The sequence below is a fragment of the Kitasatospora aureofaciens genome, from assembly GCF_019192735.1.
Classification (GTDB): Bacteria; Actinomycetota; Actinomycetes; order Streptomycetales; family Streptomycetaceae; genus Kitasatospora; species Kitasatospora aureofaciens_A.
Genome location: NZ_JAHTKP010000001.1, coordinates 117,648 through 140,316 on the forward strand (window position 1 = coordinate 117,648; position 22,669 = coordinate 140,316).

19 protein-coding genes and 2 pseudogenes are annotated in these 22,669 nt (G+C 67.7%); 12 read left to right on the top strand and 9 right to left on the bottom strand.

The window, feature by feature from the left end; genetic code table 11:
• Positions 1-64: 64 nt before the first annotated feature.
• From KV557_RS42065 to KV557_RS44760, 5 genes are all read right to left on the bottom strand, one after another.
• Complete coding sequence (locus KV557_RS42065; RefSeq protein WP_256176748.1) at positions 65-199, bottom strand: hypothetical protein; 135 nt, start codon at positions 197-199, stop codon at positions 65-67.
• Between the two features lie 314 nt (positions 200-513).
• Positions 514-1,032 (bottom strand): GNAT family N-acetyltransferase, encoded by a 519-nt coding sequence (locus tag KV557_RS00650; protein WP_218197555.1) that lies wholly within the window; start codon positions 1,030-1,032, stop codon positions 514-516.
• Between the two features lie 60 nt (positions 1,033-1,092).
• Positions 1,093-1,527: an HD domain-containing protein gene (locus KV557_RS00655; protein WP_218197556.1), complete on the bottom strand. Its 435-nt coding sequence runs from the start codon at positions 1,525-1,527 to the stop codon at positions 1,093-1,095.
• A 150-nt stretch (positions 1,528-1,677) separates the two neighbouring features.
• The gene (serS, locus tag KV557_RS00660) at positions 1,678-2,976 is read right to left on the bottom strand and encodes a serine--tRNA ligase (protein WP_256176749.1); all 1,299 of its coding nucleotides are present in this window, start codon (positions 2,974-2,976) and stop codon (positions 1,678-1,680) included.
• A gap of 426 nt (positions 2,977-3,402) precedes the next feature.
• Complete coding sequence (locus KV557_RS44760; RefSeq protein WP_374106580.1) at positions 3,403-3,786, bottom strand: GNAT family N-acetyltransferase; 384 nt, start codon at positions 3,784-3,786, stop codon at positions 3,403-3,405.
• 228 nt (positions 3,787-4,014) lie between these two features.
• Between KV557_RS44760 and gltX the strand changes: the two genes are divergently transcribed.
• Positions 4,015-5,376 carry a glutamate--tRNA ligase gene (gene gltX / locus KV557_RS00670; RefSeq protein ID WP_256176750.1) on the top strand — a complete coding sequence of 454 codons (1,362 nt, stop codon included), beginning with the start codon at positions 4,015-4,017 and terminating at the stop codon, positions 5,374-5,376.
• 438 nt (positions 5,377-5,814) lie between these two features.
• Here the strand turns inward: gltX and KV557_RS00675 are convergent, their stop codons facing one another.
• Entirely contained in the window at positions 5,815-6,645 is an 831-nt protein-coding gene (locus KV557_RS00675; RefSeq protein ID WP_218197559.1) for a hypothetical protein, read from the bottom strand.
• Positions 6,646-6,651: 6 nt separating this feature from the next.
• Positions 6,652-7,239, bottom strand: a complete 588-nt coding sequence (locus tag KV557_RS00680) for a hypothetical protein (RefSeq protein WP_256176751.1) — start codon at positions 7,237-7,239, stop codon at positions 6,652-6,654.
• Positions 7,240-7,738: 499 nt separating this feature from the next.
• Here KV557_RS00680 and lysS point away from each other — a divergent pair, with 499 nt between their 5' ends.
• The 5 genes and pseudogenes from lysS to KV557_RS44330 all read left to right on the top strand — a co-directional run.
• Positions 7,739-9,382: a lysine--tRNA ligase gene (lysS, locus tag KV557_RS00685; RefSeq protein ID WP_308129701.1), complete on the top strand. Its 1,644-nt coding sequence runs from the start codon at positions 7,739-7,741 to the stop codon at positions 9,380-9,382.
• Between the two features lie 31 nt (positions 9,383-9,413).
• Positions 9,414-10,487, top strand: coding sequence for a phosphotransferase family protein (locus KV557_RS00690; RefSeq protein ID WP_308129702.1), 1,074 nt, complete (start codon positions 9,414-9,416; stop codon positions 10,485-10,487).
• Between the two features lie 652 nt (positions 10,488-11,139).
• Positions 11,140-12,846, top strand: a complete 1,707-nt coding sequence (locus KV557_RS00695; protein ID WP_218197562.1) for a proline--tRNA ligase — start codon at positions 11,140-11,142, stop codon at positions 12,844-12,846.
• Between the two features lie 233 nt (positions 12,847-13,079).
• On the top strand, positions 13,080-14,063 hold the full coding sequence (locus tag KV557_RS00700) for a phosphotransferase family protein (protein ID WP_218197563.1): 984 nt from the start codon (positions 13,080-13,082) through the stop codon (positions 14,061-14,063).
• A gap of 167 nt (positions 14,064-14,230) precedes the next feature.
• Positions 14,231-14,311 (top strand): annotated as a pseudogene (locus KV557_RS44330) (NUDIX hydrolase); the annotation flags it as partial.
• A gap of 415 nt (positions 14,312-14,726) precedes the next feature.
• Here the strand turns inward: KV557_RS44330 and KV557_RS00710 are convergent.
• Complete coding sequence (locus KV557_RS00710; protein ID WP_218197564.1) at positions 14,727-15,641, bottom strand: methyltransferase domain-containing protein; 915 nt, start codon at positions 15,639-15,641, stop codon at positions 14,727-14,729.
• A 162-nt stretch (positions 15,642-15,803) separates the two neighbouring features.
• On the opposite strand from KV557_RS00710, the gene argS reads away from it, so the two are divergent.
• The 5 genes and pseudogenes from argS (at position 15,804) to KV557_RS00735 (ending at position 20,023) form a co-directional block, all read left to right on the top strand.
• A complete protein-coding gene (gene argS, locus KV557_RS00715) occupies positions 15,804-17,528 on the top strand; it encodes an arginine--tRNA ligase (protein ID WP_218197565.1) in 1,725 nt (574 codons plus the stop codon).
• Between the two features lie 396 nt (positions 17,529-17,924).
• Positions 17,925-18,458, top strand: coding sequence for a DUF5753 domain-containing protein (locus KV557_RS00720; protein WP_218197566.1), 534 nt, complete (start codon positions 17,925-17,927; stop codon positions 18,456-18,458).
• A gap of 59 nt (positions 18,459-18,517) precedes the next feature.
• Positions 18,518-18,685, top strand: a pseudogene (locus KV557_RS00725) (DUF397 domain-containing protein); the annotation flags it as partial.
• Positions 18,682-18,945, top strand: coding sequence for a DUF397 domain-containing protein (locus KV557_RS00730; protein ID WP_218197567.1), 264 nt, complete (start codon positions 18,682-18,684; stop codon positions 18,943-18,945). The pseudogene KV557_RS00725 and the gene KV557_RS00730, both read left to right, overlap by 4 nt.
• 184 nt (positions 18,946-19,129) lie before the next feature.
• Positions 19,130-20,023, top strand: coding sequence for a carbon-nitrogen hydrolase family protein (locus KV557_RS00735; protein ID WP_218197568.1), 894 nt, complete (start codon positions 19,130-19,132; stop codon positions 20,021-20,023).
• Between the two features lie 373 nt (positions 20,024-20,396).
• On the opposite strand, the gene KV557_RS00740 is transcribed toward KV557_RS00735, so the two are convergent.
• Positions 20,397-21,101 (bottom strand): aminoacyl--tRNA ligase-related protein, encoded by a 705-nt coding sequence (locus tag KV557_RS00740; protein WP_256176752.1) that lies wholly within the window; start codon positions 21,099-21,101, stop codon positions 20,397-20,399.
• 190 nt (positions 21,102-21,291) lie between these two features.
• On the opposite strand from KV557_RS00740, the gene KV557_RS00745 reads away from it, so the two are divergent.
• Positions 21,292-22,278: a phosphotransferase family protein gene (locus KV557_RS00745; protein WP_218197569.1), complete on the top strand. Its 987-nt coding sequence runs from the start codon at positions 21,292-21,294 to the stop codon at positions 22,276-22,278.
• The last annotated feature ends 391 nt before the right edge of the window (positions 22,279-22,669 follow it).

A 22,669-nucleotide genomic window follows, 5' to 3' on the forward strand; every position in this document is an offset into this window, starting at 1 on the left:
GGTTCAGCAGGGCCTCCCAACCGGTGACGGTCCGGCAATACCGGTCGACCAACAGCGGCGGGCGCTACGAAATCGGCGCCAGGACTCGCTCCGCGTAGTCGGAGGAGACAACATCGAACACCAGGCCGTGGCAGCGTACGCCAACGCCGAGGTCGTAGCGAAGCCGGTCGAGCTCGATCCACCATTCGGCGTCGGCCACATCTGTCATCCTCTCCCGTCCAGGCGACCCTGCCCCCAAAGAGCCCTCGGGGGCGGCGAGCACGACCAGATCGGCCGGTTTCGCGCAGCACTCTCAGCGCCTGCGTGGCTGTGGCCGGGATCCGAACGTCGATCTCGCGGGGATCGCCGCGCTCGGGTGGCGTACCAGCGAGGGCATACCGTCCGCAGCCGGTACGCCAGCCCCGGATGTACTCCACCATCGGCCAGCTGAGACGAGCACGCTGCATCCAGGCACCGGGGACGCGCGCCTCGGTGCCGGCGGCGCTCGGCATCCACTACCTGCAATGTGACAAGTCACTTGGGACGTAGGTCGAGTGTGTACCGCAGCTCGGGAACGGTGAAGCCTCTGATGGTTTCTTCGCGGGCGACGCCGTCGGTACACCAGCCGTGCCGTTCGTAGAACCTACGGGCGCGGGCATTGCCGGTGAGCACCCACAGAGTCGCCTTGTCGAACCCGCCGCGGTGCAGGACGTCGTGAGCTGCTCGGACGAGATTGGATGCCAGGCCGTTCCCCCATTGTGGGGGTGCCACGTTCAGCGCCCAGAGCTCTCCCGCGCCGTCCGCGTCCGCGTCGCGCCCAGGACCGACGTGCGCGAAGCCCAGCGGAGTTCCGCTCACCTCAGCGACCAAGATGTTCTCTCTCGGGTCACGATCCCTACTCAAGGTCAGTTGCCACGTTGCCGTGCGACGCTCCAGTGTCGTCGCGTCGAGCAGGCCCTGTGGCATGAGGCCGGCGTACCCGACAATCCAAGCATCAAGGTGCACTCGGGCCAGCGCTGGACCGTCGCCGGCGACCGCTTCTCGGATCAGCATGTTGAAGTCCTTCTGGTCTGGGGCCCGGGGCCCGCCCCTCGGCGAGGCGGGCGACCGGCCTCAGCGGCGCCCTGCTGCCATCAGTTGGAGGTGATCGATCACCGAGTCCGTGTCGGTCAGATCAGTCAAGACCACGTGAGCGCCAGCGCATCGGAAACTCCTGCTCCAGGGCCTTCGCAGCCCGTCCTCAACTTCCGGCACGGCGAGCGAGTGGTTGGTCCCCGGCCGCACGAACCGCGTGCCCACGCCGTGCTCGTCCCGCAGGAGCCTTGCGCCGTCGAGGGGATGAAAGACCATCGGGGCCAGATGGGCAGCGTAGCCGACATCGTGGAGCACCGCGGCGGCTACCAGCAGGCCATCATCCGCTCCGGCGACCGCGGCCAGGTGCTCGGCTTGGCGTGTCACCCCTTGGGAGTGCGACCACCGCCTCGGCAGGGTCTCCGCCAGTTCCTGCTCGACGATCCGCCGCGCCCACTGTGGCAAGGTCTCCGTCACGCGGCCACCCTCCCCGCCTGGCGCCTGGTCCATGCGTTGCTGCAAGAGGGCACGCACTGCCCGGGTCCACCGCTGTATCGGTGGCCCGGGCAGTGGCCTCTCCTGCGCTATCGACCCGGATGCGCCGTTCCAGGCCTGCCGCCGGTACGACTACCTGGGTGCTGCCGGGGTCAAGGACTTGCAGCCGAGCCAGCGCTGCAGCACCGTCGGCACTGCGACGGTGCCGTCAGGCTGCTGGTGCTGTTCCAGCAGGGCCGGCACCAGGCGGCTGGTGGCCAGCCCGGAGCCGTTCAGGGTGTGTACGTAGCCGGGCTTCCCTGTTGCGGGGCGGTAGCGGATGTTGCCGCGCCGGGCCTGGTAGTCCCGGGCGTTCGATACCGAGCTCACCTCGACGTAGGCGTCGATGCTGGGCAGCCAGACCTCGACATCGAAGGTCTTGGCCATCGAGGCGCTGGTGTCCTCGGCGGCAAGCCGGGTGATTCGGTGGTACAGGCCGAGTGCCTCGACCAAGTTGGCTGCTTTGGTCAGGAGTTCCTCGTGAGCGACGTCGGAGGCGTCGGGGTGCGCGAACTGGAACATCTCGACCTTATTGAACTGGTGGCCGCGAAGGGTCCCACGGTCGGCGGCGCGGTAGCTGCCGGCCTCGCGCCGGTAGCAAGGCGAGTAGGCGACGTACTTGCGCGGGAGTTCGGCCTCCGTCAGAACCTCGTCGCGGTGGAGGTTGACCAGAGCGGTCTCCGAGGTCGGCAGCAGGAACCGCTGGGGCCCGGCTGGACCTTGTTCGAGCGCGAAGACGTCCTCGGCGAACTTGGGGAACTGACCTGCAGCGTAGCCAGCCTGATAGGTCAGCAGATGGGGCGGCAGGATGAGCTCGTAGCCGTCCTGAACGTGGGTCTCGATGAAGAAGTTGAGCAGCGCCCATTCGAGGAGGGCGCCGTTGCCGCGGTAGACCCAGTTGCCGGTGCCGCCGAGCTTGACGCCCCGCTCGTAGTCGATCAGCCCGAGTCGGCGGGCCAGATCGACGTGGTTGAGCGGCTCGAAGTCGAAGGCCGGCCGGGTGCCATGCTCGCGGACGACCTGGTTCTGTTCCTTGCCGCCGGTCGGGACGTCCTCGTCGGGCAGGTTGGGCAGCTGGTCGAGGAACGCCTGGCGCTCGCTGGCCAGGGCGGTGAGTTGCTCTTCGAGTGCGGCAAGGCGCGTGCCGAGTTCGGTTGCCTGCGTGCGCTTGGCGACAGCGGCTGAGTTCGCCGGGTCGAGCCGCGCGATCTCGCGCGAAATCTGCTTGCGCTCGGCGCGTAGCGTCTCGACCTCGGTCGTACCATGCCGGTACTTCTCGTCCAGGGCGAGGAAGGCAGTGAGGTCGATGTGAACGGCTCGCTTCGCCAGCGCGCGCTCGACGCGCTGGGGGTGCTCGCGGATCACGGTGATGTCCAGCATTTCGGTTCCCATCGATCAGTCGGAATCCGACGTGATCCCTTGGGGGCGTGGGCGAGAAGGGAACTCGCGGTGCCACCACGCCTTCGCCGTCACCCGGAGGTGACGGCCTCGACAGCTCGATTACGGGAGCGAACCGGCGGGGCATTGGGCCGCAGCTGGCCGTTCCTCCCCGCACTCGGGAGGGGATTCACCTCAGGACGCGAGGCTGCCTTCCCAGCTGCCGGCAGCTCTCTCGGCTCGCGTGCCCTGCGGCTACTTGTCTCCGTCAGCGCGTTGGCCAGAGGGTAGAACGCCCGGGCTCCGTGAGCAACGCAGAATCGCCGTCCAGATTCGGCCGATCACCCTGAGCGACCTCACGATGGTGGGCGTGGATCGCAGTCTTGCCAGCTCAGCAGCCTCCCTGCCACCGGTTCCCGTAGGGACGGGTGCCGAAGCTGTTCACGTCCCGAAGAGCCGCATTGAGCGGGCGTTCTCCTCGAAGCCGAGCGAACGATACAACCGCTCCCCGTCTGCGCTGGCGGTGAGGTTGACCAGTCCACAGCCCTGACCCCAGAACCAAGCGAGCAGGCAGGCCGTGACGGCTCTACCGTACCCTTGGCGGCGGTAGCCCGGTTTCGTCAGGACAAGGTGAACGTACCCAGTTCGGCCAGTGTAGGTCGGCCCGGGTGGCGCCTGATAGATGGTCCCGAGTGCGGCGGAGACGAGGTGGCCAGCTGGCACGTAGACGACGAACCCCGCCATGTCCTCAGCGCAAGCGAGTCCGTCCGTCAGGTAGGCGGTGAGGTCCTCGAACCATCGGCCAATCGGGGGCGCCTTGATCATTTCCGAGCGAAGCCGCGCTATCGACAGCGCGTCGTCCTCTGTCGCTCTCCGTACATCCACCTCGCCTTGTCCTTCGATCGGGTGGCCTCGCGACACGCCCCTCGCCCACCATCAGGGCAACACCGATCACGGTGAACGGCAACTCGTGCCGACCGGCGCCGCTACCGTGTGCGCATGACTGTTGTCCCTTCGCCTGTCCGCGTTCGCTTCGCTCCGAGCCCTACGGGCATGTTCCACGTCGGTGGCGCCCGTTCGGCTCTCTACAACTGGGCGACCGCACGACAGCGCGGCGGCAAGTTCGTCCTGCGGATCGAGGACACCGATGCGGCTCGTAATCGCGAGGAGTGGACCGAGGGGATCATCAGCGCGCTCGCGTCCATCGGCATCTCGAAGGCGGACCCGGCGTTCGAAGGCCCCTACTTCCAGTCGGAGAACGAGACCCGGCATCGCGAGGCCGCCGCCGGACTGTACGAGGCCGGCCTCGCGTACTACTGCGACTGCACGCGCGAGCAGGTGACCGAGCGCACCGGTTCCCAGCAGCTCGGCTACGACGGGTTCTGCCGCGAACGCGCCCTGGGCTTCGAGGCCGGCCGAGCCCTGCGCTTCCGCACCCCGGACGAGGGGGTCACTGTGGTGGTCGACCTGATCCGCGGTAACCCCGAGTTCCCCAACGCGGCCATCGAGGACTTCGTGGTCGCGCGGGGCGATGGCAGCCCGGTCTTCCTGCTGGCCAACGTGGTCGACGACCTTGACGAGGGGATCACCCAGGTGATCCGCGGCGAGGAACACCTCTCCAACACCCCCAAGCAGCAGCTGCTGTGGCGCGCTCTGGGCGCCGAGCCCCCGGTGTGGGCGCACCTGCCGGTCATCGTGAACGAGAAGCGGCAGAAGCTCTCCAAGCGGCGCGACAAGGTGGCTCTGGAGGACTACCTGACGGAGGGCTACCTGCCGGAGGCGATGGTCAACTACCTGATGCTGCTGGGCTGGGGCCCGAAGGACGACGTCGAGATCCGTCCGTACGCTGAGCTGGAACAGCTGTTCCGCGTGGAAGACGTGAACGGCTCCTCGGCGTTCTTCGACATCAAGAAGCTGGCCTCGTTCAACGGCGAGTACATTCGGGCACTTCCGGTAGACGAGTTCGTGGCGGCGTGCGCGCCGTGGATTTCCTCGCCTCGGGCCCCGTGGCCGGCGGAGGCGTTCGATCCGGCGCAGTTCGCCGCCTTGGCCGGCCTGGCGCAGACGCGGATCTCGGTGCTGTCGGAGATCACCGCGTACGTCGACTTCCTGTTCCTGGACGAGCCGGCGCGCGACGAGGCGTCGTGGGCGAAGGCGATGAAGGAGGGGTCGGCAGACCTGCTTCGGGAAGCGCGGCGGCGGCTGGCCGAGGCCGTATGGGAGGCGGCATCGCTCAAGGCGGTTCTGGAGGAGACGGCTTCCGTGTTCGGCTTGAAGCTGGGCAAGGCCCAGGCGCCGATCCGGGTGACGGTGACCGGCCGGACGGTGGGGCTGCCGCTGTTCGAGTCGTTGGAGGTTCTTGGCCGTGAACGGACCCTGCTACGTCTGGACAAGGCGCTGGCGGAACTGGCGTGATGCCCGAGGGCCCACACGCCCTGGTGGTGTGCGGGCCCTGTGCCTCTTCCGACTGCTCGGCGTAGATCGACGAGACGGTACTCGGGTTCCGGGTCTGTACGGTCTTCGGCCAGACTCTTGGTCAGCCACAGCACCTTGTAGTGGGTCGCGGGGTGCCGGTGGTTTGCTCTGGTGGTGCCAGCTGGGGTGTAGCCGCAGGATCGCAGCAGGTCCTGCATTGTGCTCTGGTCACGTTCCTCGTTGTAGACACCGATGATCAGTCGGCCGCCCGGGGCGACGACGTGATTCAGCAGATGGGCCACGTATGCGCCGCGCAGGTCCGCCGACGGGAGCTGTGCACCCAGTATCCGGACAGAGTGGCGGCGGTCGAGACGATCGTCGCCAGCAGGGCGCTCCGCTCTCCCCGCTAGCGTCGTTCCCTCGCAACCAGGCTGACCCTCAGCCCGGTTGAAGAGCATGGATCAGCTGTGCTGCCTCCCGCCGTGCCGGCTCCGCCCGCGGATCCTTCGGATTGGCGTGCGGTCCCACGATCTTCGCCAGCACGAACAACCGCATCACCATCCCGTCCCGGCTCTCAAGGTCCGCCTGGCGCTCCCTCCGCACCCGGTCAGCGAGCGCCGGTACCGCGAGGGAGGCTGCGTACAGCGACGCCGAATCCAGTCCGCGCGGCGCCATCCCCCAGTCCTCCCAATCGAACATGCAGAACTCGCCAGGGCCGGTGACATTCGCCCAGTTCAAGTCTGCGTGCGCAGGACACCACCGTTCCACCCGGGTGTCCTGCGCCTCCGGGAAGGCGGCCCCGATCGTTTCGCCGACCAGCTTTTGCGTGATCTGCTCGGTGTCCGGGGTCGCCACACGGACCGTGCGCTGATCGGCGAGAGCTGTCAGCGAGGCGTTCAGCGAGCGCCACCATGTACCCGGCAGCTCCAGGCCGACGGCCAGCACCGCCGTACCGACGGGGCTGCCCGGCAGCAGCGAGGTCTCGTCCGCCTGCCAGATCGCCTGGTCGCCGGGGTCTTGCCATGCTGCCGACCCGGACCAGCGTGGCATAGCCACGCCGGTCAGCACCACTGCGGCTTCGACTCCGCCCCAGCCCTGTTCCCGAGCCCGCGCCCACGGGCGTCGTTCAACCCGGACCCAGCTGCCGCGGTCGGTACGGGCTCCTACCGTCCGGCGCTTGCACACCACGCTGGTCCGGTCCAGCCCCGTGCCGAGGCGCTGCTCCACCTCGTCCAGCACGTGATCGACGGGTTCCTGCCGAAGGTCCATGGTCTCCTATCGGACGAGTCCGGGGGCGGGGCCCTGCGGCGGGGCGACCCCGGTCAGCTCACGTGCCTGGTCGACGAGATGGGGCGCCAGTTCCGGGTAGTACCCGCGGTCCACGGCCTGGAGCATCTCCGCAAGGGCGACCAGTTGACCAATGCGTCCGGCCGGGGTGTCGAGGATGTCGGAGAACTCCGCACGGATGCGGTCCGCGACCGCCGGTACGAGGAGGCTGCTGACCCACAGGACTGCGGGGTCGTAGCCGACCGGGACGAGTCCCCAGCGTTCCCAGTCCAAGATCATGAGCGGCTCAGCGGTCAGGTTCGCCCACTGCAGATCTCCGTGGCCGGTGACCCGTTCGATGTTCGCAGGGGCCGGGATGCCGAGGTACGTCGGGAACACCTGCTCGATCCAAGTCGGGCGCAGGGTGATCTTTGTGCCGGGGGCCGTGGCGATGCCGGCCAGTGCATTCTTCAGGTCGCTCCACCAGTTGTCCTCCAGGCCCGGGTCTGCGTGGAGGCCGGGTGTCGAGGACACCGCGGGGCCAGTGAAGTCGAAGACGTCTGCCTGGTAGAACCAGTCATCCTTGGTCCAGTCCACGGTGTCGTGCAGCCGTGGACGCGGAACGGGCTCCGGGATGAGCTGCTGCGCTCCAAGCGGTCCTTGACTGGACGGCCGGGGAGCGCGACGGCGGCTGTGACAGGAGACGCGGAGCCAGAGGCCCTCAGCCCGGCGGCCGACGGTCGAACCGGAGGTACCGAAGACGGACGACCCGGAACAGACGAGACCGAGGAAGCCAGCGGCCTTGGCGTGCGCGTACTCCAAGCGGCGCCGGGTTTCGCCATCCGGCCGAGAGGACATCGAGCACCTTCTTGAGTCGGTCTTCTGAAATCGAGCGGCCGAGAGCTGTCGCAGCATCGTCCCAGTGCGAGCAGCTGCTGGTCGAGGTGTTGCGCGAACTCGTCCCCCTGCTGTCGCCTTGCAGCCGATGCATGCCCGAGGCTTTCACTGCCTGCCGCGGCGCGGTCCCAGCCAGGTCCAACCACCTCTACCCTAAAAGTATCTGAATAGCCATCAGCTGGAGGGCCTTGACGTGGGCGTGAAGCAGAGCGATTGGGTGGCCGCAGCTGCGGACCAGGTGATCGCCGAGGGAAAGCGCCGTGGCGGGGCTCCGCTGGTGTGCGCATCCGGGGTCAGCCCGTCCGGCCCGATCCATCTTGGGAACCTGCGCGAGATCATGGTGCCGCACTTCGTCGCGGACGAGATTCGCCGCCGAGGTCTGGAGTGCCGGCACCTACTGTCCTGGGACGACTATGACCGGCTCCGGAAGGTGCCGGCCGGCGTCCCGGCCAGCTTCTCCGAGCACATCGGCCGACCGCTGACTGCGGTGCCCGATCCCTGCGGTGAGCACGAGAACTGGGCGGAGCATTTCAAGGTGCCGCTCCGTTCGGCCTTGGCTCAACTGGGTGTCGAGGTTGACGAGATCAGCCAGACGCAGATGTATACGTCGGGGGCCTACCGTGAGCAGATCGTGCACGCGATGCGTCATCGGCAGCAGATCGACGGTGTCCTCGGCCGGTACCGGACGAAGAAGGTGGAGGTGGAGCAGGACGAGGAGGACCTGGCCGCCGCCAGCGCGGGCGGTTACTACCCATATCGGCCGTACTGCGAGGTCTGCGAGCGGGACTCCACCGTGGTCATCAGCTTCGACGACGCCAGTACGCAGATGCGGTACCGGTGCGACTGCAGCCACGAGGGCGGTTTCGCGTTGTCCGAGACGGATGGCGGGAAGCTGGTCTGGAAGGTGGACTGGCCGATGCGCTGGGCTTTCGAGGGCGTGACCTTCGAGGCCGGCGGCGTCGACCACTCCTCTCCGGGCTCGTCGTTCACCGTCGGGTCGCAGCTGGTGCGCGAGGTCTTCGACGGGCTCCCGCCGTCGTACCTCGGGTACAGCTTCGTGGGGATCAGCGGCATGGCGAAGATGTCTTCGTCGAAGGGTGGTGTCCCCACCCCGATCGACATCTTGGAGGTTCTGGAGCCCGCGGTGCTGCGGTGGCTCTATAACCGGCGCCAGCCGAGGCAGTCGTTCCAGGTCGCGCTGGACCAGGAGATCCTGCGGCTGTACGACGAGTGGGACGCGCTCGGACGAAAGGCTGCCGTTGGGACGGCGACGGACCTTGAGGTGGCCGTCCGGGCCCGCTCGATCGGTCCGGCGGCTGGGCCGCTGCCAGCCACGCCCAAGCCGCTGCCGTTTCGCACGCTGGCCTCGGTGGCGGACGTGGCGGCCGGCGACCCTGAGCAGACGCTGCGCATCCTGCAGGACTTCACCGTCGAGGAGCCGCTCGCGAGCCTGGCCGAGGCTCAGCCCCGGCTGGACCGTGCGCAGGCGTGGGTGACCACCTACGTCCCGGCCGAGGACCGCACGCAGGTGCGTGTGGAACCGGATCGGGAGCGGCTGGAGCAACTGCCTCCGGCCCAGCGGGAGGCGTTGAAGCTCCTGCTGGACGGCCTGGACGCACACTGGTCGCTCGATGGGCTGACGTCGCTGGTGTACGGCGTGCCGAAGATCCAGTCGGGGCTGCCGCTGGACGCTCCGGCGTCGCCGGAGCTGAAGGTGGCCCAGCGGGAGCTGTTCGTGCTGCTGTACGAGCTGCTGGTCGGCCGGGACACCGGCCCGCGGCTTCCCACCCTGCTGCTGGCGCTCGGGGCGGATCGGATTCGGTTGCTGCTGGCCGTCGCTTAGGCCCGGCGGCAGCGGACGGTGGCTGCCAGCCGTGTCGCTGAAGCCCGAGGTCGGGCCGGAGCGTGCTGCTCCGGCCCGACCGTTGCGTCAGGCCGCTGATTCAGAAGTTCAAGGGAACCGCATGGAATTTCTACCGATCGAGCGCGCTGCTGAGGCGTTCCAGCAACCGGTGACCGCCGACGATATCCGGGCGGTCTGCCTGCGGGTCTTCGGTGCTGACGCACTGTCCGCCAGAGAGTTGGGCTCGGGCATGTACAACAACACCTACCGCGTAGCCGTGACTGGACACGAACGGCCGGTGATCCTCCGGGTCGCTCCGGAGCCGGGTCGGCAGTTCCGCTCCGAGCTGCAGTTGATGCGCAACGAGTACGCCAGCGTGCCATGGTTGACGGCAATTGCGCCTCTCATGCCGCGCGTCATTGCCGCGGATTGGTCGCACGAGGTGATCGGCCGGGACTACATGGTCCAGACTCATCTTGACGGCGTACCCGCCCCCGAAGGTCTCGGTAGGTACTCCCGCACGAGCTGGCCGAGCTTCTTCCGGCAGATGGGCTCGATCGCGCGGAAGATCCACGGGGTGCGCGGTCCGCACTTCGGTCCTATCGCCGGCCCGGCATACTCCACATGGAGCGCGGCCGTGGCGGCTTCTTTGGAGGACATCACTGGCGATCTCGACGCTGTCGGCCTGGACTCCGCTGATCTGCGCAAGGTAGCCGAAGTAGCGCGCCAGCACCGCGCAGTTCTCGACGAGATCACCGAGCCACGCTGTCTCTCGGGTGACCTGTGGACCGTCAATGTGATGCTCGCCGAGAGCGCACCCGAACCGTTGATCTCCGGAGTCCTCGACCTGGACCGCACCTGGTGGGGTGATCCTGCTGCGGACTGGACGATCCGCATGGCGCTGGCGAAGGCAGACGAGCGGGAGGCGTTCTGGGAAAGCTACGGCCCCCAGGACCGTTCCCCTGCCGCGGTGCTGCGCTCGCGAATCTACGAGGCCCGTCACATCGGTGCCATCCGCCTGGAGCGGCATCGGCTGGGAAACGTTGACACGGTGCCGCAGACGTACGAGCTGATGCAGAACGTACTCGACCGGCTTCAGGCGTGAGTCGCAGCGTCGCGCTGCCGAGAGGTCTCGCGGCTCGGCACCGTGCGAACGGCCGCATCGGGCGCGCGCGCTGCCGGGGCTTGTCGCAACCTCCGGCCGGCGCCTGCAGCAGACCGAGACACTCACGGCCGCGACAACGGGGCTGACGGGCCACGCCGAACGTCGACTGACCGACATGCGGACCGCATTGTTGAGATCAGCTGCAAGCGGCACGACGGCGGTTACCGCAGCCGAACCGACTGGTACGCAGCCGCACAGGCGGCAGCCCACGGCCGGCGGTTCTTCGTCTCCGAGACGACAGTCGTAGCCGTTGGGCAACGGACATGAGCTCCTCCGGCCCGCTGCCACGGACGCGTCATCGGCGAGCTGCGGACAGCACCGGCGTGCGCTCCTCCGGCCAAGCCGTTGGACGCTGACGCGGCCCCAGTCCGTCGGCCGTCGACGGAGCGGTCGCTACTCAGCGCGTTGTCCTGTGCTGCGGCCATCGGTCTCCGTTCACATCGTGACGCGCGAGTCCAACTCAGCCCGTGGCATCGGAAAATAGACCGATCCCGGCATGGCTCCGCCACTAGAATCCGTTCCCCGTCGTGGTGTCGGCGTGAGCGCCGCCGCGACACTCCGCAGCTTCACCGAGAGGACGGTCCCCGGTCCCATGCGATGGTCCCAGCTGTACGTGCCCACTCTCCGGGAGGACCCGGCGGACGCGGATGCGGTGAGTCACCGCCTGCTGGTGAGAGGAGGGTTCGTCCGGCAGCTCATGGCGGGCCACTACTCCCTGCTGCCGCTGGCCGTGCGCGTCCGCGCCAAGATCACGGACATCATCCGCGAGGAGATGACCGCGATCGGCGCCCAGGAGTTCATCCTGCCCGCCCTGCACCCCGCGGAAATCTGGCAGCGCAGTGGCCGCTGGGAGGTGATGGGCGAGGAGATGTTCCGGCTCAAGGACCGCAAGGGCGCGGACCTGGCGCTCGGCATGACGCACGAGGAGATCTTCACCGTCCTGTCGCAGGAACTGCGCTCCTACCGGGACCTGCCGCAGATGTGGTACCAGTTCCAGACCAAGTTCCGCGACGAGGCCCGCCCGAAGAGCGGCCTGCTGCGGGTTCGCGAGTTCACAATGAAGGACTCGTACAGCTTCGACATCGAGGCCGCCGGCCTGGACCGCTCCTTCGACCTTCACAAGGCCGCCTACGAGCGGATCTTCGCCCGCCTCGGTCTGCCCGCCATCGCCGTCCAGGCGTCCAGCGGCAGCATGGGCGGCAGCGCGTCGGTGGAGTTCATGAGCCCCTCGGAGGCCGGCGAGGACCTGGTGGTCCGCTGCCCGGGCTGCGACTACGCCGCCAACACCGAGAAGGCGACCTCCGCCCTGCCCGCCGTGGTGGACGGCCCGGGTCTGGATGCCCCGGGGCGGTTCGACACTCCCAACGCGCGCACCATCGAGGAACTGTCCCGCCTGCACGACGTGCCGGCCGAGCGGCAGATCAAGACGCTGGTGTACATGGTTGACGACCAGCTGACCCTCGTCCTGCTCCGTGGCGACCACAACCTGGTCGAGCAGAAGCTCATCGACACCCTCGCCGCCACGGCGGTGCGGCCCGCGACTGCCGAGGAGATCCAGGCGGCGCTCGGTGCCTCCCCCGGCAGCCTGGGCGCGGTCGGCGTCGCCGGGCTGCCCGTCCTCGCGGACGAGGCGTTGCGCGGCCGTACCGACATGACCACCGGCGCCAACACCGACGGCGTCCACCTGCGCGGTGTGTCGGTCGAGCGGGACATCGCGGTGCAGCGGTGGGCGGACCTGCGCGAGGTGGCCGCCGGCGAGCCCTGCCCGCAGTGCGGTACGGCGCTGGAGGTGGTCGTCACGATCGAGGTGGGCCACATCTTCAAGCTCGGCCGCAAGTACACCGAGACACTTGGCGTCTCCGTGCTCGGTGCAGACGGCGAGCGCGTCGTCCCGATCATGGGCAGCTACGGGATTGGCGTGGAGCGGGCTTTGGCCTCCATCGTGGAGACGCACCACGACGACAAGGGCATCATCTGGCCGGTCGCGGTCGCCCCGTTCGAGGTGGCCGTTGTCGTCCTCAGCACCACCGACGAGAAGGTGACCGAGGCCGCCGAGACCCTGTACCGGCAGTTGTCGAGCGAGCGGGTCGACGTACTGCTGGACGATCGCAACGAGCGGCCCGGCGTGAAGTTCCGCGACGTCGAGCTGATCGGGATCCCCTACCGGATCACGGTCGGCGCCCGCGGCCTGGCCGACGGCACGGTCGAGGTCACCACCCGGGCCACCGGCGAGACCCAGTCCGTGCCGGTGGCCGAGGCGGTCGAGCACGTCCGCCAGCTCCTGATCGCCGCGCCGTAGATGTCTCTCGACGACCTGGATTGGACCAGCGTTGTCGAAGGCCACAGCTGCACGTGCTAGCCGACAGCCACCGCCCTGTCGGCTGGCCGGGCTCCGGTGCCCGGCTGTGAAAGCGAGTGCGCCGAACGGCCAGCCGCCAGCCGAGGCACGTCAGCCTGACAGCAACTCAAATCGCTTACACGGAAGTGGAATCTCGTTGGCGAGATGGCCTGTTAGACCGGCAGCATGGTGCCATGCCGACCACCATCTCGCCGAAGCCGAACTACAGCGCCACAGCGGTCCGCCCCAGTTGGGCCGAACTGCCTGCCCGTATCAAGGAGCTGGTCGAGGGTCGGCTTGGCGGCGCGGTCGTTCCGCGGCCGAGCGCGGGGAGCGGGTTCACCTCCGGTTTCGCCGCCGAAGTACTCGGGCCCGATGGGCCGCAATTCGTGAAAGCCGCCAACAGCTCCACCGCCCCGTACGTCGCAGACTGCTACCGGCGGGAAGCTCTGATCAACCAGGCGCTACCAGCAGCTGTGCCAGCGCCCCGCGTTCGCTGGATCGAGGAGGCTGAAGGCTGGGTGGTCCTGGGGCTCGACGCCGTTGAAGGCGCGCGGATGCCCGCAGATCCCTGGCGTCCGGCAGAGCTGGTCGCGGTCCTCGACGCTTGTGCGGCGAGCGCGCAAGCGCTGGCGCGCCCGACGCGATCCCTCCTCGAGCTGGGCCTGAAACCCGTTGCCGACGACTCGACGTTCGAGAACTGGCGCCTACTCACCGCCGGTATGACCAGGATGGACGAGCTGCCGGAGTGGTTTCCCCGGGAGCTGATCGACCCGCTCGCCGACCTCGAGAGCAACTGCGCCGCGGCCGCAGCCGGCAATTCCGTGCTCCATCTCGACCTGCGGCGGGACAACGTGGTCCTCGGCCCCGGCGGCCGAGCATGGATCTGCGACTGGAACTGGCCATGCCTCGGACCGAGCTGGTTCGACCTCACGCTGCTATTGGCCACCGCCCACGCCGACGGCCACGATGCGTCTCAACTGTTCGCCGAGCACCCAACCGCCCAAGACGTCGACCCCGAGCAGTTGGATGCCGTACTCGCGGCGCTCACTGGGCACTTCTTGCGCTCGGGCGCGCAGCCCCCGCCGCCTGGCAGCCCAGCACTGCGGCAGCACCAGGCATGGTGCGGAGAAGTCATGCTGCGCTGGCTGACGGAGCGGCGCCACTGGCAGGTCTGACGGGACGTGTCGGCCAACTAGCCACCCTCATGGAGATACTCCAGGCCGTTGACCGGGGGTACTGCCCGGAACGGAACTGCCCCTCCACCTCGCTGAGGCCGCGCACAGACTCACCGGGGTCCACCCTGTGCACTGATCACGGACGCGGTGTGGGGCTTGACGGCCGCCTGGACGACTACGACATCCACCCGAGCATGCGCCAGCAGATCGGCGACTACCTCAGCGGTCAAGACCCCTACCTGGGCTGAACCCGCGCTGTGGCGTCCACGCGCTCCTCCGTATGGGCCACGGCGGCGTCGATCTCAAGCTCGGCACGCTGGGTGAAGCGCCCCACTAATCTGTTGGCTCCGCACCGGCCGGTGGTTCCCCGACCCGTTCCTCCAAGCTCATCCTCTCGCCATCCGGGGTCGCGGCTCATGTCGCAGTAGATCAAGGCCTCCACTAGCGCCTGGTCCTCGTGCGAGTGCACCCATCATTGGGGGCAGGCAATCAGCGAGTTCCCTTTCTGTGATCATGCGCGCCCAGGCGGACACCTCTCACCTATATCGCTTGGCCTGCCCGATCGTGGAGTCTCGTAGACCCGCCTGCTCGCTCGTCGGAGCGGTTGCACCCCGATCAGCCGTACGGGCAGCGGATGCTTGTCGCCTTTGGGCGTGCCTCACGCTACGCCAGCCGCTTGGCAGTTACGACTACTGCCGTCTCAGCGAAGAAGAACCGCGCGCCAGCAGCCGCCTCCTGCACCGCTGCGTGCCATGCCTCGACCTCATCGACGTCTACAAGGCCCTTCCTCCGAGAGGCTGTGAGGGTCAGCGCTTGCCTTATGTTCTCAATGCGCCGTGCTGCTTGGCCGACCAGCTCAGTTGAGGACGTGACCCAGGTGGTGACCCGCTCCGAGATCAGCGGCGATGCCCGGACCAGCCCGGGTAGCTTCCGGCCGATTCGTCCATCCGCGTGATCCATCCACTGCTGCTGATCATCGGTGAAGGCATGGCAGATCCGTCTGTCCAGGTCGCGGTGCGCCCCTGCAATCACGATCGAGTCGAAGTCCACGTGCGCCACGACCGCGCGGCCACCAGGTTTGAGTAGCCGCCAGATCTCCCCGAGGAACGCAGGCGCGTCCGGAAGGCACTCGAGCACGTTGTACGAGACAACCGCATCAGCACAGCCATCTGGCAGGGGGACCGGCTGCCGGAGGTCCGCCACCAGAACTTCGCTACCGCCAGCGTGATCAGCAAGCAACTCCCGGGCTGCTTCGACACTTGCGGTAGAACGGTCGACCCCGGTCAGATGCACTATCGGGAACCGGCGGGCGAAGGCCGCCAGCGTCGGTCCCCTTCCACAGCCGAGATCGACCACCCGCCCGTTTGGTGGTGGTTTCGCCGAGTCGACCAGGTGATGGTGAATTAGCTCATCCTCTTCGGACATCCCGACTTCTCCATCGATACTGCGACCAGCGGACAACTGGCCATCCTGCGTACGAAGAACGGTGACAGGCTGCGTGAAGCCAGAAGCAGGGGTTTCTCGCCGCCAGCCAGTAGCGCCACCGATGCTCTGGGTGGCGGAGGCGGTACCGGCCATGACATCCTGGGTAGCTCTGACCTATGGTGATTCACAAGCTACACGCCGCTGACGGTCAATCATCGGCCATAGCTGCGGCCCGTCCGGCTAGTTTCAACTACTCCTAGTCAGATCCCTGGCCGGGATTGGACGCCTCTCCTTCGGCTCGGCTAGATTTTTGAAATGGCTAACCTGGAAGAGCTGCTGGGTCAGCGGCTCAAGTCGGCGTTCGAGGCAGTGGCGGGAACTTCCGTGGACCCCCTCGTCCGACGATCCCAGCACGCACACTTCCAGTCCGACGCCGCCCTACCCCTCGTCCGCAAGATCGGCGGCAACCCGCGCGAGATCGCCGCGCAGGTGGTCGCAAAGGCCAAGCTCGACGACCTGTGCTCGTCCGTGGAGATCTCCGGGCCGGGTTTCATCAACCTGACCATCTCCGACGACGTCCTCGGCCAGTTGCTGGCCGATACGCTCGATGACGACCGCCTGGGCGTTTCGCAGGTCGAGGCCCCCGAGACGATCACTATCGACTACTCGGCCCCGAACGCCGCCAAGGAGATGCACGTCGGTCACCTCCGGTCGACGATCATCGGCGACGCCGCCGTACGCCTGCTCGAATGGCAGGGTCACACGGTGATCCGCCAGAACCACATCGGAGAGTGGGGCACGCCGTTCGGCATGCTCGTCGAACACCTCCTGGACATCGGCGAGTCCGAGGCCGCCCACGAGCTGTCCGTAGGTGACCTCAACGGCTTCTACCGGGCCGCTCGCACGAAGTTCGACGCCGACGAGACCTTCAAGGACCGGGCCCGCAAGCGCGTGGTTCTGCTGCAGAGTGGGGACGAGACTACGCTGCGCCTGTGGCGCACCCTGGTCGACGAGTCGAAGAAGTACTTCCTCACCGTCTACAGCACGTTGGGCGTGCGCCTGAACGAGGATGACTTCTTCGGGGAGAGCTACTACAACGACCAGCTCCAGTCGGTTCTGGACGAGTTGGACGAGCTCGGGCTGCTCCGTGACAGTGAAGGCGCCAAGTGCGTCTTCCCCGGCGACTACCTCAACCGCAACGGCGACCCGCTGCCGATCATCGTCCAGAAGGGCGACGGCGGGTTCGGCTACGGCGCCACAGACCTTGCCACCATCCGGCATCGCCTAAGGAACCTGCACGCCACCCGGCTGCTCTACGTCGTTGGTCTGCCCCAGCACCAGCACCTCGAGATGGTCTATGAGACGGCCCGCGAGGCCGGCTGGCTCGCCCCGCCGGCCCGTGCCGAGCACATCGGCCATGGCTCGATCCTCGGCAGTGACGGCAAGATGCTGCGCACCCGCGCCGGCATCTCCGTCAAGCTCGTCGACCTCCTGGAGGAGGCGATCATCCGGGCCTCTGCCGTCATCGCGGAGAAGAACCCGGAGCTGGACGAGGAGACCCGTGCCGCCGTTGCGCGGGCTGTGGGGATCGGCGCGGTCAAGTACTCCGATCTGTCGACCGACCGCCTCAAGGACTATGTCTTCGACTACGACCGGATGCTCTCGTTCGAGGGCAACACCGCCCCCTACCTGCAATACGCTCGGGCCCGGATCTGCTCGATCTTCCGGCGCGCCGGGATCGCGCCCGACCGCACCATCGACACACTGGTCATCGCGGAGCCGGCCGAGCGTGCCCTGGCACTGGAGCTGCTCGGCTTCGGCACCCTGATCTCCGAGGTCGCAGAGAACCTGGAGTTCCACCGGCTCGCGCACTACCTCTACGGGCTGGCCAGCACCTTCACGTCGTTCTACGAGAAGTGCCACGTGCTCCGTGCCGAGGGTGACATCCGGCAAAGCCGCTTGGCGCTGTGCGACCTCACCGCGCGCACCTTGGCGCTCGGCCTGGAACTGCTCGGGATCGACGCGCCCAACCAGATGTGACGCGGTTGCCCCATCGGCTACCGCAGTGGGGCAGGACACCAGTTGAGCAGCCCCGTCGAGGAGTACGACCGGCACCACCGGTCGTACTCCTCGACGCTTTCCACCCCGTAGTCGAGCGCCGCACGGTAGACGTCGACCACCGGCAGGCCTCGCCCCGCTCCAACAGCGCCTCCTTGAGAAGCAGGATGGCGGCCCGCGTCACGTCGTCCAGGGCCGAGCGCATCAGCTCAACAAGGTCGGCGGATCTGGGGCCGTCGTAGTCGGCGGCCAGTAGCCACATCTGTACAGCCCATGACACCCCCCTGGTGGTGATATCGGAGTTCCCAGCCGAGCCCCGCGTCAGCCTCGCCAACAGCGTTGATGTGTGCCCCGGTAGCGAGCATCGGGTCGGTCGAGGTGTTCGACTACCAGGTCGTCTACGTTCCCTCCCTCCTGCAGACCGAGAACTACGCCCGCGCGGTCACCGCCGTCGGCTTCGCCGCACTCGGCCCTGCCCAGATCGACAGCCTCGTCGAAGTCAGGATGCGCCGCCAGCGCCGCGTCCAGCACGAGGCCGAGCCCCTGCGGTTCTCCGGCGTGATCACCCAGGCGGCCCTCGAATTCCACGTCGGCGGCCCCGCCGTCCAGATCGCCCAGCTGCGCCACCTCCGCGCGATGATGGCCCTGCCCAATGTCGATCTTCGTGTGATCCCGTTCAGCAAGGGCGAGGAAGGAACACTGACCGGGGCGTTCAGCACCTTCACGAACGAAGGGCAGAAGGCACCGGAAGCTGCGTTCGCGGAGGCCGTGACTGGTAGCGTCTTCGTTGACGATGCACTGGGTCTGCGGCGTCTACTCCGCCTGTCCAACTACCTCGCCGACGCAGCCCTCAGCGTCAACGAGAGCCTCGACCTGATCGAGCAGACCGAGAGAAAACTGGCATCAGAATGATCAATGCAACGGAGCTGTACGCGGCCCCCCTCACCGGAGCCAGCTGACACAAGAGCACGTACACGGCCAACAACGGCCAGTGCGTGGAGCTTGCCCCGGTGCCGACGCTCCCTGCAGTCGCGATCCGCGACTCGAAGAACCTCCAGATCGAGCCGATCAGGACCAGCAACCAGTCGATGCGGGACTTCGCCGCTGCTCTCCTCGTCGGCGGGCTGGTCGCGGTATGAACCACCCCGCAGGAACTGCCAAGGCGGCCCTCTACGCCCTCGACCTCAGCACCGTGGTGTGGCTGGCGGCGCCCGGCAGCGATCCGGCCGACCGCCTGGAAGTAGCGTTCCTCCCAGAGGGCGCCGTGGCCCTTCGGCACTCGGCCAACCCGGACACCGTCCTGCGATACGACGCCCAGGAGTGGAAGGCTTTCCTGCTGGGTCTCGCCGACGGCGAGTTCGACGCCGATATGAGGCTCGTTCCGGCATCTGCGGCATAGCCAACCGCGACGGCTGACGCTTGGCCGGCCGTGTCGGTCGGCTGAGTGAAGCGGGGTCACCAGGGCCAGCCGAACGGGCGGCCAGCACTTCACACCGCCGAACGAGCGGCGATCACTCCCGGAAACTATGCCGTGAGCACCGTGCGTCTGGTCGTGGACCTGAACGTGCCGTACCGTCCACGGAGTGGCGAGGACATTGCGGTTGGCGGTCGCGCAGAGCACGGTGCCGGAAGACCCCACTGAGCGACGAGCACTGCGGGCGGCCGGGCAAGAGATCCGGGCCCTGATGGTCAAGGCCGCCGGGGTGGGCGCGCGGCTGGTCCAGTTCCCTGAGGGGGCGCTCGTCTACCCGAGCAAGCACGTGATGGCGGCCGGGCCAGCCGGCAGCCTGGTTCCGGCCGACTGGAGCCGCGCGGCGTGGGATGTACTGCGCGAGGAAGCGGACTCGATCGCCGCGCTGGCGGGGGAACTCGGCCTGTGGACGGTGTTCGGGTCGATCCACCCGCTCACGCCGCCGAATCGGCCGCACAACAGCCTCTACGTCATCTCCGACCGCGGCTGCCTGGTCGCACGGTATGACAAACGCTTCCTCTCGGACACTGAGGTCTCCTTCCTATACTCCCCGGGACAGCAGCCGCTCGTCTTCGAGGTGGACGGCATCCGGTTCGGCAGCGCCCTGTGCATCGAGGCCAACTTCCCGGAAGTGTTCGCCGAGTACGAGCGCATGGACGTCGACTGCGTCCTGCTGTCGGTGATGGTGGACAACGCGCCCCGGGCTCGCGTCGCCCAGGCGTACGGGACGATCTACAGCTACTGGCTCGGCTACTCCGTCCCGGCGCAGTTCAGCACCACGGTACCCGCCGGGATCGTGGGGCCCGGTGGACGGTGGCTGGCTCGCTGTCCTGCGGATGGCAATCCCGCCCTCGCGGTCGCGGACATCGACCTCGACTCGCAGGACAGGGACATCGAGACCGCCATTCGCTACGCCCGCCCGTGGCGACGTATAGCCCGAGCTGGGCTCTACGATCAACGGATCCCCGCCGACGACCCCCGCAGCGACGCCCGCACGACCTTCTGAGCCCGAGCCGCCACCGGAACCGTTCGGTTCTCCTGCCCACCTCACTCCTACGGTCTGATCGTGACCGTAAGCGCGAGGTCGTGGACGGCCAGATGCTCGCGGCCAGCAGTCTCGGGCTGAGCAACTTGTAGCGGGACCTGTGCGACTACACAGTGACCATCCCGATGACCGGGGCAGCCCGCTCGCTGAATGCGGCGAGTGCGGCGATCGCGGTCCTGTACGAGGCTTTCCGGCAGCGGATCGCCGCCGGGAAGCACTCACGATGACCGAGGACAGGCCCAGGTGCTGCCCGTGATGGCACACGTCACGGCGATCGTGTGGTGGCTCCAGCGGTCAATGGCGGTGCGCCGCAGGTCTTCGGCACCTGTAACGATCAACGCGGTGTCATGGGGATCAGCCGATCGGTCTTGAGCCACGGGCGCAGGACCTCAGGGACGGTGACTGTCCCGTCCGGCTGCTGGTGTTGCTCGAGCAATGCGGGGAGCAGGCGGCTGGTGGCCAGGCCCGAGGCGTTGATCGTGTGCACGTACGCGGCTTTGCCGCCGGTGGCCGGGCGGTAGCGGATGTTGCCGCGTCGGGCCTGGTAGTCGCGTGCGCTGCTGACCGAGCTGACCTCGACGTAGGCACCGATGCTCGGCAGCCAGACCTCGACGTCGAAGGTCTTGGCCATCGCCGCGCTGGTGTCGCCCGCCGCCAGCCGAGTTACCCGGTAGTGCAGACCGAGTGCGCCGACCAGTTCCTCGGCCTTGACGAGCAGTTCCTGGTGCGCGGCATCCGAGGTGTCAGGGCGGGTGAAGTGGACCAGCTCGACCTTGTCGAACTGGTGGCCGCGCAGGGTGCCGCGCTCGGTGCTGCGGTAGCCGCCGATCTCCCGTCGGTAGCAGGGTGAGTAGGCGAAGTACCGTCGGGGCAGCTCCGGTTCGGGTAGCGCCTCGTCGCGGTGAAGGCTGATCAGCGCCGTCTCTGCGGTGGGCAGCAGGAAGCGCTGGGGCCCGGCTGGCTCTTGCTCGATTGCGAAGACGTCGTCGGCGAACTTGGGGAACTGGCCTGCGGTGTAGCCAGCCTGGTAGGTCAGCAAGTGCGGCGGCAGGATGAACTCGTAGCCGTCACGGAGGTGGGTCTCGACGAAGAAGTTGAGGGACCTCGGCGCGCGGCTGGCGTGCCGGGGAGACCCGGGGGATCATTGGGGAACTCCAGCACACGCGACGGGCGCCATCACGCGCTTATCTCAGTGGCGCATGGGAGCGTTGCGACGGCAGCATGACCCCATGCCGAGCACAGTGACGCCAAGACCGCAGTACACCTCCACGGCAGCCCGCCCGAGCTGGCCGCAGCTGCCGGCGGCCGTAAGGGCGATCGTGGAGCAACGGTTGGGAGGTGCCGCGAGCTCCGGCCCGAGCGCGGGCGGAGGCTTCACACCCGGCTTCGCAGCCGTCGTGCAGGGCCAGCACAGCACCCAGTTCGTGAAGGCCATCGATGGCAGCACCTACCCGGGCCTGGCCGACAACTACCGGCGAGAAGCCGAGATCAATGCAGCCCTGCCCGTCGGTGTGCCAGCTCCCCGCATACGCTGGGTGCACGAGGCCCCGGACGGCTGGGTCGTCCTCGGCATCGACGCTGTCACCGGTGCGCGCATGCCCGCCGACCCCTGGCAGCCGGCCGAACTTGCCGCCGTCCTCGCGGCCTGCTCCCGTACGGCCGAGCTGCTGGCCGAACCCGACGACAAGCTCCTCGACCAGGGCCTGCGGCCCCTCTCGGACGAGGTGACGTTCGAGAGCTGGCGCCAGGCCGCCGCCGGACTGGTTGCGACCGATGCGCTGCCGGCCTGGTTCCCGCCCCGCCTTGTCGCCCCGCTCGCAGAGCTGGAGAGCACCTGGATCGAGGCGACCGCCGGCAACTCCGTCCTCCACCACGACCTGCGACGCGACAACCTCCTGCTGGACCAGGTGAACCAGGTGTGGATCTGCGACTGGAACTGGCCGTGCCTCGGCGCGAGCTGGCTCGACAGCACGCTCCTTCTGGCCACCGCGCACGCCGACGGCCACGATGCGACCGGCCTGTTCATCGACTACCCACCCGCCCGCGATGTCGACGCCGAGCAGCTCGACGCCGCGCTGGCTGGCCTATGTGGGTACTTCCTCTTCTCCGGCACCCAGCCCGCGCCGACGGGAAGCCCAGCACTTCGTCATCACCAGACCTGGTGCGGCGAGGTCGTCCTGCGCTGGCTCGCACAGCGGCGCCTATGGCGAATCTGACGTTTGGTCACAACCGATGCTTGAATGACAGATTACTGCCGATCTGCTGGCAGGCTCAGGCAGCCCGTTCTACGCTCAAGCCTTCGAACGCCACCCGGGAACCGCCCTCACCGGGCGCCCAACCTCGAGGAGGGCACCGAATGGACCCACAAGCTCCGCCTGCGGATGCACCCGCGGCGCAGATTCACGACGCGCTGGCGGCCTTCATCGAGAGTGACCGCTTCGCGTGCGTGGGCGCCAAGAATGCGCTCGCTCGCGAGACCGTTACCCACCACCACTACGCGATGTTGGGAACAAGGGCAGTACTCAAGTGTATGTCTTGGCGCATTTCAACTCACCTGTGAAACAGCATGCTTGACGGTCATAGCTCGTGAGGGGTGATCTTGGGAAC